At 43.1% G+C, this 14,658-nt stretch carries 13 protein-coding genes, 1 rRNA gene and 1 pseudogene; 9 read left to right on the top strand and 6 right to left on the bottom strand.

Features of this window, described 5'->3' with window-relative positions; translation table 11 throughout:
- Window positions 1-94 precede the first annotated feature (94 nt).
- From jag to rpmH, 4 genes are all read right to left on the bottom strand, one after another.
- A complete protein-coding gene (gene jag / locus AF333_RS26265; RefSeq protein ID WP_043068399.1) occupies window positions 95-853 on the bottom strand; it encodes an RNA-binding cell elongation regulator Jag/EloR in 759 nt (252 codons plus the stop codon).
- Window positions 850-1,638, bottom strand: coding sequence for a membrane protein insertase YidC (gene yidC / locus AF333_RS26260; RefSeq protein ID WP_407638697.1), 789 nt, complete (start codon window positions 1,636-1,638; stop codon window positions 850-852). The genes jag and yidC overlap by 4 nt, the downstream gene beginning before the upstream one ends.
- A gap of 80 nt (window positions 1,639-1,718) precedes the next feature.
- Complete coding sequence (rnpA, locus tag AF333_RS26255; protein WP_043068397.1) at window positions 1,719-2,087, bottom strand: ribonuclease P protein component; 369 nt, start codon at window positions 2,085-2,087, stop codon at window positions 1,719-1,721.
- 80 nt (window positions 2,088-2,167) lie between these two features.
- The gene (gene rpmH, locus AF333_RS26250; RefSeq protein ID WP_021620016.1) at window positions 2,168-2,302 is read right to left on the bottom strand and encodes a 50S ribosomal protein L34; all 135 of its coding nucleotides are present in this window, start codon (window positions 2,300-2,302) and stop codon (window positions 2,168-2,170) included.
- Between the two features lie 585 nt (window positions 2,303-2,887).
- Between rpmH and dnaA the strand changes: the two genes are divergently transcribed.
- The 7 genes from dnaA to gyrA all read left to right on the top strand — a co-directional run bounded on the left by dnaA (window position 2,888) and on the right by gyrA (window position 11,878).
- Entirely contained in the window at window positions 2,888-4,249 is a 1,362-nt protein-coding gene (dnaA, locus tag AF333_RS26245) for a chromosomal replication initiator protein DnaA (RefSeq protein WP_043068396.1), read from the top strand.
- A 203-nt stretch (window positions 4,250-4,452) separates the two neighbouring features.
- Window positions 4,453-5,595 carry a DNA polymerase III subunit beta gene (gene dnaN, locus AF333_RS26240; RefSeq protein ID WP_043068395.1) on the top strand — a complete coding sequence of 381 codons (1,143 nt, stop codon included), beginning with the start codon at window positions 4,453-4,455 and terminating at the stop codon, window positions 5,593-5,595.
- A 17-nt stretch (window positions 5,596-5,612) separates the two neighbouring features.
- Window positions 5,613-5,843 carry a S4 domain-containing protein YaaA gene (yaaA, locus tag AF333_RS26235; protein ID WP_043068394.1) on the top strand — a complete coding sequence of 77 codons (231 nt, stop codon included), beginning with the start codon at window positions 5,613-5,615 and terminating at the stop codon, window positions 5,841-5,843.
- Between the two features lie 55 nt (window positions 5,844-5,898).
- Window positions 5,899-7,014 (top strand): DNA replication/repair protein RecF, encoded by a 1,116-nt coding sequence (gene recF / locus AF333_RS26230; protein ID WP_043068393.1) that lies wholly within the window; start codon window positions 5,899-5,901, stop codon window positions 7,012-7,014.
- Between the two features lie 11 nt (window positions 7,015-7,025).
- Window positions 7,026-7,274, top strand: coding sequence for an extracellular matrix regulator RemB (gene remB, locus AF333_RS26225; protein WP_043068392.1), 249 nt, complete (start codon window positions 7,026-7,028; stop codon window positions 7,272-7,274).
- Window positions 7,275-7,281: 7 nt separating this feature from the next.
- Entirely contained in the window at window positions 7,282-9,195 is a 1,914-nt protein-coding gene (gene gyrB / locus AF333_RS26220; RefSeq protein WP_043068391.1) for a DNA topoisomerase (ATP-hydrolyzing) subunit B, read from the top strand.
- A 142-nt stretch (window positions 9,196-9,337) separates the two neighbouring features.
- Window positions 9,338-11,878 (top strand): DNA gyrase subunit A, encoded by a 2,541-nt coding sequence (gyrA, locus tag AF333_RS26215; protein WP_043068390.1) that lies wholly within the window; start codon window positions 9,338-9,340, stop codon window positions 11,876-11,878.
- Between the two features lie 612 nt (window positions 11,879-12,490).
- Here the strand turns inward: gyrA and AF333_RS26210 are convergent.
- The gene (locus tag AF333_RS26210) at window positions 12,491-13,549 is read right to left on the bottom strand and encodes a YaaC family protein (protein ID WP_074715462.1); all 1,059 of its coding nucleotides are present in this window, start codon (window positions 13,547-13,549) and stop codon (window positions 12,491-12,493) included.
- Between the two features lie 207 nt (window positions 13,550-13,756).
- Between AF333_RS26210 and AF333_RS32425 the strand changes: the two are divergent.
- A pseudogene (locus AF333_RS32425) lies at window positions 13,757-14,164 on the top strand (IMP dehydrogenase); the annotation flags it as partial.
- Window positions 14,152-14,268, top strand: a 5S ribosomal RNA gene (rrf, locus tag AF333_RS26205). The pseudogene AF333_RS32425 and the gene rrf, both read left to right, overlap by 13 nt.
- A 101-nt stretch (window positions 14,269-14,369) precedes the next feature.
- Here the strand turns inward: rrf and AF333_RS36375 are convergent.
- A partial coding sequence (locus AF333_RS36375) for a hypothetical protein (RefSeq protein WP_235497033.1) occupies window positions 14,370-14,658 on the bottom strand: 289 nt, incomplete at its 5' end.

Raw genomic sequence — 14,658 nt, 5'->3', positions numbered from 1 at the left:
AGAATATAGGAAATGCAGTGCCTCGCTCCCTTTCTATAATTTATCCACAAAAAAAGAACTGTAGGGAATTTCTCCACTACAGTTCTTTCTATTTTTACTTCTTTATTGCAATAACCACCCGACGATATGGTTCTGTTCCTTCGCTAAACGTTTCCACTTTCGGATGTTTTTGCAAACGACTGTGGATAACTTTTCTTTCCGCCGGATTCATCGGTTCTAATCGAACCGGCTTGCGCGTCCGTGCAACCTGACTTGCCATTCTGTCAGCCAGTTGCCCTAACGCTTCCTTTCGCTTTGCCCGGTAATTCTCAGCGTCAAGCACAATCCGCACCCGCTTATCCGCATGCCGATTGGCCACGACATTTACGAGATATTGAAGCGAATCGAGCGTTTGACCACGACGGCCAATAATAAGGCCGAGACCGGATCCATTAATGATGAATACCGGATTGCCATCCTGGGTTTGCTCCTCCACCTCTATATCGAGGCCCATCGTAGCAAGAACTTCTTCAAGAAATGCCTTACCTTGACGGATTGCATCCACCTTCGCTGCTCGAATCAGCAGATCTTCCGTTTCTTCTTCCGGTAAAGAAACAGCTGTTGCTAGTTCAGGTTCAGGCACAGGTTCACTTGCAGACGATTCTTGTACGACAGCCATATCTTCATTATCCGCCGGCTTATCCTGCAGAATGACTTCCACTTTTGCATCGCGGACGCCAATTAAACCGAAGAATCCCTTACTCGGTTCTTCAAGCACATGATATGTTACCATATCACGCGTCGACTGCAGCTGTTGCAAAGCCGACTGAATCGCATCTTCTACCGTTTTTCCCGTCGCCGTCACCTTTTTCACTTGGTCTTTCCTCCTTTAGGTTTAGGAGTCGTACTACCAACAGGGGCAGTATTTCGATAAAGGAAATACGTTTGAACAATTGTAAAAATGTTTCCGTATACCCAGTATAGAGACAGGGCTGACGGAAGCGTAACGGAAATGACCAGAATCATTACCGGCATAAGGTAAAGCATCATCTTCATTTGCGGATTCTCGGCAGTTGCCGGGCTATTCCGCATCATCATCCATTGTTGCAAATACGTCGTCGCAGCCGCAAGAACAGGCAGAATAAAGAATGGATCTTTGGCGCCTAGCTGCAGCCACAGAAAATCGTGGGACCGAATCTCGCCTGTACGAATAATCGCATGATAAAAAGCAAGCAGGATCGGCATCTGGATTAAAATTGGCAGACAGCCGGAAAGTGGATTAATCTGATGCACTTGATAAAGCTTAATCATCTCCTGCTGATAACGTTGCGGATCACTCTTATACTTATCGCGCAGCTTCATCATCTCAGGCTGTAGCTCCTGCATCTTCTTGCTACTTTTCATTTGTTTTACCATTAATGGTAAAATTGCTAGACGAACGAGAACGGTTACAATCAAAATCGCAATGCCATAGCTCCCGCCGGCAAACTCCGCTGATTTTTGCAGCATCCAGGAAAGTGGATACACGAAAAACTTGTCCCAAATTCCGCCCTCCGGATTAATCGGCAGCGGATTGTTAGGATTAGCGGCAGTACATCCTGCGGAAAATATAGCGATTAAAGCAAAAAGCAACGCTATTTTCAATCGCTTGGGAAGCAAGAAAATTCCTCCTTGCAACGTATGTATTTTCATCCAGTATACTGAACGGACAGAAAAAATGAAAACTTTCTGAACAAGCGTTATGAAGATGTGTTTTTCCCCTTTTTCATTCCTTTAAATACTTGGGCTTTTCTCATGCAGTGATACAGGCTTTCTTTAAATTGATGAAACTCCAGCTCCACAGCCGGCAGGCGGCAGATCACGATAAAATCGAGATCCTGCTTAATTTCGTCCGCACGCAAACGAATGGCTTCCTTAATGGTACGCCGCAACCGATTGCGAGTTACCGCGTTCCCCATCTTTTTACTGACGGAGACCCCTAGTCGGAAGTCTTCCTGCCCTTCTTTCTTTAAGGAATAGATGACGAACTGGCGGTTCGCAACGGAAGTGCCCTGTTTGAATACAATCTGGAATTCCTCATTTTTTCGCAAACGATTTTTGCGATACAAGGGACACACTCCTTACTGCTGCTGTTCTTTCCTCTTTATGTTCCAATAAAACGGTAGAAAAGGCCACTGTAAGAGTGGCCTTATGCTGACAATACTTTTCTTCCTTTTCTGCGACGGTTCGCAAGAACTTTGCGGCCGTTCTTTGTGCTCATACGAGCGCGGAAGCCATGAACTTTTTTACGCTTACGATTGTTCGGGTTAAAAGTCGGTTTCATTATATCCACCTCCTTGGGAAGGTTCCATCCAAAATTATCACATTATAGACAGTCTAGATTATTATATATATCTCCCCAACGAACTGTCAAGTTGAACTTTATTATCCACATTTTTTTATTTCCCAAATCATCTGTGTATAAAATTATTTCCCGAATTTAATTATCTACAATTTCCCCCGCTGGTTATTCACAAAATCTAGTGGTGTGAATATCTTTCATACACAACTTGTAGAGTTTGTGGATAAGTAAGAAAAAATCGTTGCGGTTAGAAGCTTTATCTGCTATCATAATTTTGTTTTAACCGGTGGATAACTACACGGGCATAAGTTAATTATCCACAGCATGTGGATAAAACTGTGGACATTTTTAACCGTATGTGGACAACCAATCCACAACATTGGGGATTTTGTTGAAATTCGCGGCAAAGCCTTCTATTTTCTCAGGAAAATTAGAAACCTGTTATCCACAGCGATTTGGCTTGCCGCCCACTACGCAGCACATACTTCTTCTTTAAAAAAGAGAGAATCCGGCAAACATAATGACATGTCGGAAGACCGAATATGGGAAGGAGAAGGGAGGAGACACATGGTTACCAACGTGAAAGAACTTTGGGACACAACACTCTCACATATACAAACCCGCATTAGCAAGCCCAGCTTTGAAACCTGGCTAAAATCGACGAAAGCCTCGTCGCTTGACGACAGTACACTTTTGATTACGGCTCCCAACGAATTTACCCGGGATTGGCTGGAATCCAGATATTCTGAACTCATTTCTGAAACATTGTATGAGGTAACCGGCAAAGTTATTACAATTAAGTTTGTGATTCCCACCTCAAACTCCCAGCAAAGCGAGACCGATATCGACTCAGTTCCGTCATCAAAAGGAAACCGCAACAACTCACACGACGATTACCCGCAGACCATGCTGAATGCGAAGTATACATTCGACACATTCGTCATCGGAGCTGGTAATCGTTTTGCGCATGCAGCCTCCCTTGCAGTCGCCGAAGCGCCTGCAAAGGCTTACAATCCGCTCTTTATTTATGGAGGCGTAGGGCTCGGTAAAACGCACCTTATGCATGGGATTGGCCACTACGTTTTGGAACAGAAACCAAACGCACGTGTCGTCTATCTTTCTTCTGAGAAGTTCACCAATGAATTCATCAACTCCATTCGGGACAACCAAACCGTTAATTTTCGCAACAAATATCGCAATGTCGATATTCTGCTAATTGATGATATTCAATTTCTGGCGGGTAAAGAGCAAACCCAGGAGGAATTCTTCCATACGTTTAACGCGCTACATGAAGAAAGCAAACAAATCGTCATTTCAAGCGACCGGCCGCCAAAGGAAATTCCGACGCTGGAAGACCGGTTACGCTCCCGTTTCGAATGGGGACTAATTACCGATATCCAGCCACCAGATTTGGAAACGCGAATTGCAATTTTACGTAAAAAGGCGAAAGCAGAAAACCTGGAAATCCCTAATGAAGTCATGGTGTATATAGCTAATCAAATCGATACGAATATTCGCGAACTGGAAGGCGCGTTGATTCGTGTCGTTGCTTATTCTTCTTTAATTAACCGAGACATCGATACGGAATTAGCCATGGAAGCATTAAAAGACATTATTCCTTCCAATAAACCGCGCATTATTAATATCGCTGTCATTCAACAAGTGGTGGGAGAATACTTCGATCTTAAGATGGAGGATTTTAAAGCGAAGAAACGTACGAAATCGGTCGCATTCCCACGGCAAATCGCCATGTACTTGTCACGAGAGCTTACTGATTACTCTCTTCCGAAAATCGGGGAAGAGTTCGGAGGACGCGATCATACAACAGTGATTCATGCGCATGAAAAAATTACACAAATCTTGCAAAGTGATCGCCAGATGCAAGCCACCGTTCAGGAACTTATCGATACAATCAAAAACGGACGTTAATTTTCAAGTTGAACCTGTGCATAAATGTGAATAATCAACATAGCCTGTACACAAAGTTATCCACATGTGTATAGGCTATATTTCTTTTCTCATATAACTTATTCACATATCCACCGGCCCTATTACTATTACTATGTTTTAAAAAAAGAATAAATTATAAGTATATGATAAAATGACAAGTAAAATTCCTAGAGGGGGACACAATGGAGTTCACGATTCAAAGAGACCAACTGACAAATGCGATTAATACAGTGAGCAAAGCTGTATCATCCAGAACAACAATTCCGATTCTTACCGGTATTAAAATCGTTGCACATGAGGACGGTGTTACGCTAACTGCAAGTGATTCGGATGTCTCTATTGAGCAATACATTCCGATGGAATCCGGTGACCATCAATGGATTGAGAACATAACGCCGGGCAGCATCGTGCTTCCATCCCGCTTTTTTGGGGAAATTGTGCGGAAATTGCCGGGTGAACAAGTAACGATATCTGTAAACGACCGTTTTGTTACAACCATTTCTTCCGGCCGCTCAGAGTTCAATTTGAATGGCATGAATGCTGAAGATTATCCACGCCTGCCGCAGATAGAAGAGGACAAGGTGCTAAGCCTTCCTGCTGACTTACTCAAGACGATGATTCGTCAAACTGTTTTTGCGGTGGCTACCACCGAGACACGTCCGATTTTGACAGGTGTCATGTGGAACTTGTCGGAAGGAATTCTTTCTTTTGTAGCGACGGATAGCCATCGTCTAACCACAAGAAAAGCGACGGTTGAATCCACATCAGAATTAAGCTTTGACAATATTATTATTCCAGGTAAAAGTCTGATTGAACTAAGCAAAATTTTGCCGGACGATGACCAGTTGGTGGATCTTGTTATTACAGACAATCAGATTCTTGTAAAGGTGAGTTATGTGCTTTTTTACTCTCGCATTTTAGATGGCACATACCCGGATACAAGTCGCATCATTCCACAAAATATGAAAACAGAAATAATTTTATCGACCAAAGAGTTTCTTGGAGCGATTGAACGGGCAAGCTTGTTAGCAAGAGATGGAAAAAACAATGTTGTTCGTTTATTTACCCGCCCTGATGGCGTGGTAGAGCTCTCGTCTAATACGCCAGAAGTCGGTAAAGTGACGGAGGAGGTCGTTCCTTCTTCTGTAGACGGAGAGGACGTAAAGATTTCATTTAACGCGAAGTACATGATTGATGCGCTGAGGGCAGTAGACAGCGGTGAGATTCGTGTCGAATTTACCGGAGCTATGAGTCCATTTATTATTCGTCCGACGGAACATGACTGGATTCTCCATCTTATTCTGCCTGTCAGAACAAATCAGTAGAGAGCGGGTTATTACTTATGAACAAACGGCAAGTTACGATTATGACTGAATATATTCCCCTCGGACAATTTCTAAAATTAGCCGAGATTATTGATACAGGCGGACAGGCGAAGTTCTTCCTTGCTGAAACATATATCGAAGTAAATGGGGAAGCAGAGAATCGTCGGGGCAAAAAGTTGTATAATGGAGATGTGGTGTACGTAGAAGGATTCGGCATGTATGAAGTCTCGCATCAAGCCGAAGAGTAACCACCGGTATGCTTGATTTATATAGAATAGCGTAGGGGCCGGGAGGGAAAACGGTTTGATACTAAAAGAATTGGAACTAACACAATATAGAAACTTCGACCATGTCCACGTACATTTCGACGCTCCAATCGTACTTTTCGTCGGCCCAAATGCACAGGGAAAAACCAACATGCTGGAGTCTATTTATGTGCTTGCGATGGCCAAATCGCATAGAACAAGCAAAGATAAGGAGCTTATTCAGTGGGACGCTCCGTTTGCCCGCCTATCCTGCCGGGTAGACCGACGGATTGGCCCTATAAACCTGGATATCCAGTTGACTTCCAAAGGGAAGAGAGCCAAAGTTAATCAATTGGAGCAGCGAAGATTAAGCGATTATATTGGTGCGATGAATGTTGTCATGTTTGCTCCGGAAGATTTGAGCATCGTAAAGGGCAGTCCAAATGTTCGACGACGTTTTCTTGATATGGAAATCGGTCAAGTATCCAAGTCTTACCTGTATCATATTCTGCAGTATCAGAAGTTGGTTCACCAGCGTAATCAAGCAATGAAAGAGCTGCAGATAGGCAGGCCGTTTGGCGATATGCTGGATATTTACAACGTACAACTGGCCCAGCTGGCGGCCAAAGTGCTGCACAAACGATTTATTTTTATGGATAAACTGGAAGAATGGGGCCAAGAAATTCACGCGCAGATTACTGAGGGAAGAGAGACGCTGACTCTCTCCTATGAAAGTACGCTGCCTGTTACGGCGGAGATGTCGGAGAGTGAAGCGGAAGAGGCTGCCTATCGTCATCTTAACTCCATCAAAGACCGCGAAATCGCTCGCGGCACCAGCCTGGCAGGACCACATCGGGATGACATTCACTTCTTCATTAACGGTACAAGCGTACATCAGTATGGATCACAGGGACAGCAGCGTACAACCGCCCTCTCGTTAAAATTGGCAGAAATCGAACTGATCCATCAGGAAGTGGGGGAATATCCTCTGCTTCTCCTCGATGATGTGCTGTCTGAGTTGGACGCTAATCGGCAATCGCATCTTTTGCAGAATATTAAAGACCGAGTCCAAACGTTTGTTACAACGACAGGGGTAGAAGGCCTGTACCATCAGACGTTGCAGCAGGCCTCTATTTACCGGGTAAAGCAAGGAACCATTACACGGGACATATAAGGAGGACGAACATGTTTATTCATTTGGGCGGCGAAATGGTTGTGCGGGCCAAAGACGTCATCACAATCTTGGATTTTCACATGAAGCAATCCTCTAAAATTACCCGGCAATTTCTGCAGAAGGCAGAGGAGGGCGGTCGTATGGTTATGTTGGATAGTGAGCAAACGAAATCATACGTAGTGACGGCAGACAAAATATACTGTTCCCCGATTTCATCGCTGACGTTAAAGCGTCGTGCTAATTTCTTGGAAAGCAGGTGAGGCTTATATGGCAGAAAATACACAAAACAATTATGGAGCAAGCCAAATTCAGGTCCTCGAAGGTCTAGAGGCGGTACGGAAGCGTCCGGGTATGTATATCGGTTCCACAAGCAGTCGTGGTTTGCACCATCTTGTGTGGGAAGTTGTTGACAACAGTATCGATGAAGCTCTTGCAGGTTACTGTGATAATATACACGTTTATGTGCACGAAGATAACAGCATCACTGTGACTGATAATGGACGTGGTATTCCACCCGAGATCAATGAGAAAACCGGGAAATCAACAGTAGAAACCGTTCTCACCGTTTTGCATGCTGGCGGTAAATTTGGCGGGGAAGGATATAAAGTATCTGGTGGCTTGCATGGTGTAGGTGTATCGGTAGTAAATGCTCTCTCCAAAGAGCTTGCCATTGAAGTAAAGCGGAATGGGAAACGGTATGTCCAGCATTTTGAGATAGGTGGACCTATTGATGAATTAACGGTCGTAGGTGAAGCGGAAGATACCGGAACAAAAGTTACTTTTATGCCTGATCCGGAAATTTTTACAGAAACGACTGTGTATGATTATGAAATACTACAAAAACGTCTACGTGAGCTCTCTTTTTTGAACCGTGGTGTACGAATTACCCTTCATGATGAACGGATAGGTAAAGAAGAGGAATTCCATTACGAAGGCGGTATTCTCTCTTTTGTCGAGTATTTAAATAAAAATAAAGAAAAATTGCATGAACCTCCGATTTTCCTTGAAGGGGAAAAAGACGGATTGATGGTAGAAATCGCTCTTCAGTATAATGATTCATTCGCAAGCAATATTTATTCGTATGCGAACAATATCCATACGCATGAAGGCGGTACGCACGAATCTGGTTTCAAAAGCGCACTAACCCGTGTTATTAACGATTATGCTCGTAAGCACAATCTCTTGAAAGAAAAAGACGACAATCTGACGGGCGATGATGTGCGAGAAGGATTGACTGCGATTATTAGCGTGAAAATTCCTGACCCTCAATTTGAAGGGCAGACAAAAACAAAGCTCGGGAATAGTGAAGCGCGAGGCATAACGGAATCTTTGTTTGCTGAAAACTTTTTTATTTACTTAGAGGAGCATCCACAAGAAGCGAAGCGGATCGTAGAGAAGTCCTTAATGGCGTCCAGGGCCCGGGAAGCTGCCCGGAAAGCCAGGGAGCTAACTCGCCGAAAAAATGCGTTGGAGTTCAGTTCTTTGCCGGGTAAATTGGCCGACTGCTCCAGTCGGGATGCGTCTATCAGCGAATTGTATATCGTTGAGGGTGACTCCGCCGGCGGTTCAGCCAAACAGGGGCGGGATCGCAAATTCCAGGCTATTCTGCCGCTTAAAGGTAAGATTCTAAACGTGGAAAAAGCGCGATTGGATAAGATTCTGTCCAATGCGGAAATTAGAGCTATTATTACCGCACTTGGTACGGGTATTGGAGAAGATTTCGACATCTCCAAGGCACGATATCATCAGATTATTATTATGACAGATGCTGACGTAGATGGCGCGCATATTCGTACGCTGCTTCTTACTTTCTTCTACCGGTATATGCGACCCCTTGTGGAAAATGGTTATGTATATATAGCGCAGCCACCATTGTATAAATTCCAGCAGGGTAGAGTAGTACGCTATGCGTATAACGATGATGAATTGAACAAAATCCGCGCAGAGTCCCCTGCGCGTCCAGAGCCGAATATTCAACGGTATAAAGGTTTGGGCGAGATGAATCCGGAGCAACTATGGGAGACGACGATGGATCCGGAAAGCCGCACACTACTTCGTGTAGCACTACAGGATGCGATGCAAGCGGATGAAATTTTTGAGATGCTGATGGGAGAAAGAGTCGAACCACGACGCGATTTCATTCAGGAAAACGCGAAAAAAGTACGAAACCTCGATATTTAATAAAAAATAGGCCTTCTTCTCTCGTAAGAGGGCTTATTTTTGTCCGTAATCGGAGATAAATGGTATAATAAAACTTATGGGCAAAAAGATTGCGACCTGTCGTGAGTGGGCCTAATAAACGTTGAACGACGGAGGTAGTTTAATGGCCGAGCAACAATCTAATGTTATCGATATTAATATAAACCAGGAGATGCGCGAGTCATTTCTCGAATATGCGATGAGCGTAATTGTAAGCCGCGCTCTTCCAGATGTTCGTGATGGTCTGAAGCCTGTTCATCGTCGGATTTTGTTTGCGATGAACGAGATGGGTGTAACCCCGGATAAGCCGTATAAGAAATCGGCGCGTATCGTAGGGGATGTCATCGGTAAATATCATCCACACGGCGACGCGGCAGTATATGAAACGATGGTTCGGATGGCGCAGGATTTCTCCTATCGCTATCCGTTGGTGGATGGACATGGTAACTTCGGATCGGTAGACGGCGATTCGGCAGCAGCTATGCGTTATACAGAAGCACGGATGTCAAAAATCGCGACCGAATTGATGCGGGACATTGGAAAAGATACGATTGACTTCGGTCCGAACTATGACGGTAATGAGCAGGAACCGCTAGTTATGCCAGCGCGTCTTCCACATCTTCTCGTAAACGGCGCAGCAGGTATTGCGGTTGGGATGGCGACGAATATTCCTCCCCATAATCTTACGGAAGTAATTAACGGGGTCCTGCATTTGATTGAAAACCCTGATTGTTCGAACCGGGACTTAATGGAACTAATCACTGGACCTGATTTTCCGACAGGCGCTTTGATTATGGGACGAGGCGGTATTCGCAGAGCTTATGAAACGGGACGAGGCTCCGTCATTATTCGTGCAAAAGCTGAAATCGAAGAAAATGGAAATAAAGTTAGAATTATTGTATCTGAAATACCGTATCAAGTGAATAAAGCGCGTCTAATTGAAAAAATTGCTGAGCTGGTACGTGAGAAAAAATTGGAAGGTATTACTGATTTGCGTGATGAATCTGATCGCAACGGGATGCGCATTGTAATTGATCTGCGTCGGGATGTGAATCCGCAGATTGTACTCAACAATTTATATAAACATACCGCTATGCAGACAAGCTTTGGGATTAATATGCTCGCATTAGTAAACAATGAACCACGCATACTAAACCTGAAACAAATGCTTTATTATTATCTGGAACACCAGAAAGAAATTATTCGCCGTCGGACGGAATATGATCTGCGAAAAGCGGAAGCGAGAATTCACATTGTAGAAGGTTTACTGAAAGCCATCGATATTGTGGATGACTTAGTTGACCGCGAAGGTCCAATCCGTTCTGCTTCCGACCGGGAAGAAGCACGTGGTTTCTTAATGGCTGATTCGTTTGCGATGAAAGGACGAGAAGTCCCGCTTGGTTTCACGCTGGAGCAGGCGAACGCGATTCTTGATATGCGCCTGCAGGCTTTAACAGGTTTATCTATTGAACGTTTGACCGATGAATATAACGAGCTGTCCTCGCTTATTGAGGAATTGAGGGCGATTCTTGGTGACGAGAATAAAATCTTGGCCATAATAAATGAAGAGCTGACTGAAATCAGAGAAAAATACGGTGATGAGCGTCGTACTGAAATTACAGTCGATATGAATAATATCGAAGATGAAGACTTAATCCCGCAGGAAGAGGTCGTCATCTCTCTTACTCATCGTGGCTACATTAAGCGTTTACCGGTGGACACGTACCGCGCGCAGAAACGGGGTGGACGTGGAATACAGGGAATGGGAGCGCATGAGGATGATTTTGCACAACATCTCATCACTACAAATTCCCACCACTATCTTCTTTTCTTTACGAATAAAGGAAAAGTGTATCGTTTAAAAGCATATGAAATTCCGGAGTTAGGACGTACCGCTAAAGGAATTCCAATTATCAATCTGTTGCAAATCGAGCAGGGCGAGTACATCCAGACGGTAATCCCGATTAAAGAATTTACAGATAATCATTATTTATTCTTTGCCACCAAACAGGGGATCGTTAAACGTTCGGATCTTACTTCTTTTAGTAATATTCGTCGTATAGGCCTTTTTGCGATTAATTTGCGAGAAGATGATGAGTTAATCAGCGTCCGGTTGACGGATGGCGACCAGAATATCATTATTGGAACGGAGAAAGGAATGTCCATTCTTTTCTCTGAAAAAGATGTGCGTATTATGGGACGTTCCGCTACGGGGGTAAAAGGCATTCATCTAAGCAATGACGATCGAGTTATTGATATGGATATCGCTGAGGCTGATGCGGATGTTTTAATCGTTACATCGTTTGGTTATGGTAAGCGTACGCCGCTTTCTTCCTATCGCTTCCAAACACGTGGTGGAAAAGGGATTAAGACGCTCCATTTAACAGAACGTAATGGTGTTATTGTAGGATTGAAAGTAGTAAATGAGAAGAATGATTTAATGCTAGTGACATCAGCAGGTATTATTATTCGTCTGTGTGTCAACGATATTTCTTCTATGGGGCGGAATACACAAGGTGTAAAATTGATTCGTCTTGGAGAACAGGAAGAAGTAGCTACAGTAGCTAAAGTGGAAATATCGGAGGAAGTTGAAGATACGGAAGATGGAATTAAAGAAGTAAAAAGCGAAATGCTTGAAGAGCCGGAAATACCTGAAGAAGAATAATAACGTTTATTTAGAAGAAAGAACAATATTGATATAAATAGAGAAGACGGCATGAGCAATGCGCTGTCTTCTCTATATTATTTTTAAAAAGCAGTTGACATAGTTGCATAAAAAATAGTATATTAGTTTTTGTCGCTGCTAACTTAATGTAAAAGCGACAAGAAAGTTTTAATAAACTTTTAAAAAAAGCTTGCAATAAGTTTTAAAATGTAATAAGATATAAAAGTCGCCGATGAAACACGGCGCAACATAAGAAAACAAGTTCCTTGAAAACTGAACAGTAACACTCGAATGTGTGCGAGTATATAAAAATTACCCACGAAAGTGACGAGTCGCTTTGTAGCGAATGCCGAATACTTTCGCGGGGCCCGAAAAGATTTCTTTTCGATTTAATAAGTAAGCTAGCTTCANGTAAGACCCCTTAAAGATGATGAGGTAGATAGGTTCGGGGTGGAAGCGTGGCAACACGCGGAGCTGACGAATACTAATCGGTCGAGGGCTTAACCAAACACATGCGCACGTTCTTCTGATTCAGTTTTCAGAGTGTAATAAATGAACCCCCTTATCTGAGCAATCAGGTGAGGGGGTTTTTGGTTTTATTATAATGAAAAATCATTCAGTATAAAAAATATGTCTTTCCTGTAAAAGTAAATCATATACCAGGTTTGGAAATTTCCTTGCAGAAAGCGTCAAAAATTCTTGAATCATATACATATCTTCAGACATAAATGAGAACACGATTTCTCCCCATCTTTCTGTTTCATATCGACAAAGCATGCCTAGCACGTACATAATCATGTAATGAATGACTACTTCCGGTATCGTATGATTTTTGCCTGCTTGTGTTTTATAAAAAAAATTCCCTTTATAGTCGTGGAGGAATAAAATATTCTCAAAGCCATTACCGCTTTCTGTAACATGTATTTTCTCAGGATGGTGCCATTCCAGCCGAATAATGCCACGGGGAGCTTCAAGCGAAGAGGCTGCAAAATAAGCCTCTCCTTGATTGTAGCGGTTTAAATAATGGATAAATGATGCATATGTCAAATGAGCGTTATCGAGAACAAAATCGGGAAGGTAAAAGATTGTGCATAAGCGTTCAAAGTTCCGATGTGATGAAAGAGATACTGAGGTCAGGGAAGTCTGTTTATATAACCGTTGGTAGGCTGCCTGTAGCTCTGGTATTACGGCTAACAAATCCTGTAATCGATACTTTTCATGTAACGGTTCTTTGCTTAGAAAACTATAAAGATATGGAAGAAGTCCTTCTTTTTGTACACGAACTTCATCTTCAGCAAGCGAGTAATAATTTCTTTTGATTTTACGGCTTGTTACTCCATGTTGCAGCACCCGTGTGTTTGAAGGATATTGGGGATCACGCGTAAGCACATATGCTTTCAAAAGACTTACCATCCCGTAATACAGAAGCAAGGGCTGGACAAGAATATCACTTTTGGCAGCTGAGAAGTAATACTGTCGGGCCTGCTTTATGTAATAGATAAACTTTGAGGCATTGTGAAATGCATACACATTAGATTTCTGAATACTTTGCTTTTCATATATTTGCTGTAAGAATGTTTTGGTGGTAGGTTCACTTTCGAAATACAGGTAGCTGTCCCACATTTTTTTCGTCGGATTTTCACACATTATTGTATGGACCGCCTGATACATGCCCTTCACCTTTTCCCTTCTAATTATTCGTGAAAATAGAAAATACAGGTACGAAAACGCTTAATTTCTGTTATTGTTTACAGAAAAGCCGAACTATATTACAGTGTTCTTGACAGTAAAATAAGGGGTTTGTTAAACTTTCGATAATATAAATACACGACTAACAAAACACGACCAACAAACTAATAGAAAAGGAAGGTATTTCTCGTGTGGGAAAATAAATTCAGTAAAGAAGGTTTGACGTTTGACGATGTATTGCTTATTCCGGGGAAATCTGAAGTGTTGCCGCGTGACGTTAATGTTTCCACACAGTTGAGTGAGAATGTAAAGTTGAACATTCCGCTGATTAGCGCCGGTATGGACACAGTAACCGAATCGGCCTTAGCCATTGCCATTGCACGTCAGGGAGGCATGGGAATTATTCACAAGAATATGTCAGTGGAACAACAGGCGGAAGAAGTTGATCGCGTTAAACGCTCCGAAAGCGGTGTTATTACCAACCCATTTTCTCTACAGCCCCATCATCCGGTATCAGATGCGGAAAAATTGATGGCCAAGTTCCGTATTTCCGGAGTTCCAATCGTTGATGAGAAAAATAAATTGCTGGTGGCGATGGCGAAGGGGTCACACCTGTTCCCATCCCGAACACAGAAGTTAAGTCCTTCAGCGCCGATGGTACTTGGGTGGCAACGCCCTGGGAGAGTAGGACGTCGCCAGGCAGGAATGAACTGATATTTTTTGCGTGCTGTTTCGCTTGTGAAAAAATCAAGCTTCATTCTTTAGTTAAACTTCATAGTGTTGACTTGTTTTTCTGACTCATTTATCCGGCTACCAAGTGGTTGGAGGTGTTCGGGAAAATGCGTTCAACTGTCTCCCTCTTTGAGAGGCCCAGATGTTTTGAACGCGCCGATAAACCGACAAGCACGGGATTTGCCTGCTTCGATGCAACGGATAACAGAGACAGAATAAACACAAACAACCTACTTTTGCACTTTGAAAACTGGATACAGAAGAACAATGCGCAATTAGGAAGATCCAATTGATTAATAGGTGATAACCCTTTGATGGTTAAGCTACAAAGGGCACACGGTGGATGCCTTGGCGCCAGG

This window comes from Aneurinibacillus migulanus, from assembly GCF_001274715.1.
GTDB classification, from domain to species: domain Bacteria; phylum Bacillota; class Bacilli; order Aneurinibacillales; family Aneurinibacillaceae; genus Aneurinibacillus; species Aneurinibacillus migulanus.
Note: the sequence above shows the minus strand (reverse complement) of the source record. Positions and strands in the feature narration are given on the sequence as shown.

Coding starts and splice junctions, on each gene's coding strand:
- rpmH (WP_021620016.1), bottom strand. CDS start 2,302: ATGAAACCGACTTTTAACCCGAACAATCGTAAGCGTAAAAAAGTTCAT.
- dnaA (WP_043068396.1), top strand. CDS start 2,888: ATGGTTACCAACGTGAAAGAACTTTGGGACACAACACTCTCACATATA.
- dnaN (WP_043068395.1), top strand. CDS start 4,453: ATGGAGTTCACGATTCAAAGAGACCAACTGACAAATGCGATTAATACA.
- yaaA (WP_043068394.1), top strand. CDS start 5,613: ATGAACAAACGGCAAGTTACGATTATGACTGAATATATTCCCCTCGGA.
- remB (WP_043068392.1), top strand. CDS start 7,026: ATGTTTATTCATTTGGGCGGCGAAATGGTTGTGCGGGCCAAAGACGTC.
- gyrB (WP_043068391.1), top strand. CDS start 7,282: ATGGCAGAAAATACACAAAACAATTATGGAGCAAGCCAAATTCAGGTC.
- gyrA (WP_043068390.1), top strand. CDS start 9,338: ATGGCCGAGCAACAATCTAATGTTATCGATATTAATATAAACCAGGAG.
- AF333_RS26210 (WP_074715462.1), bottom strand. CDS start 13,549: ATGTATCAGGCGGTCCATACAATAATGTGTGAAAATCCGACGAAAAAA.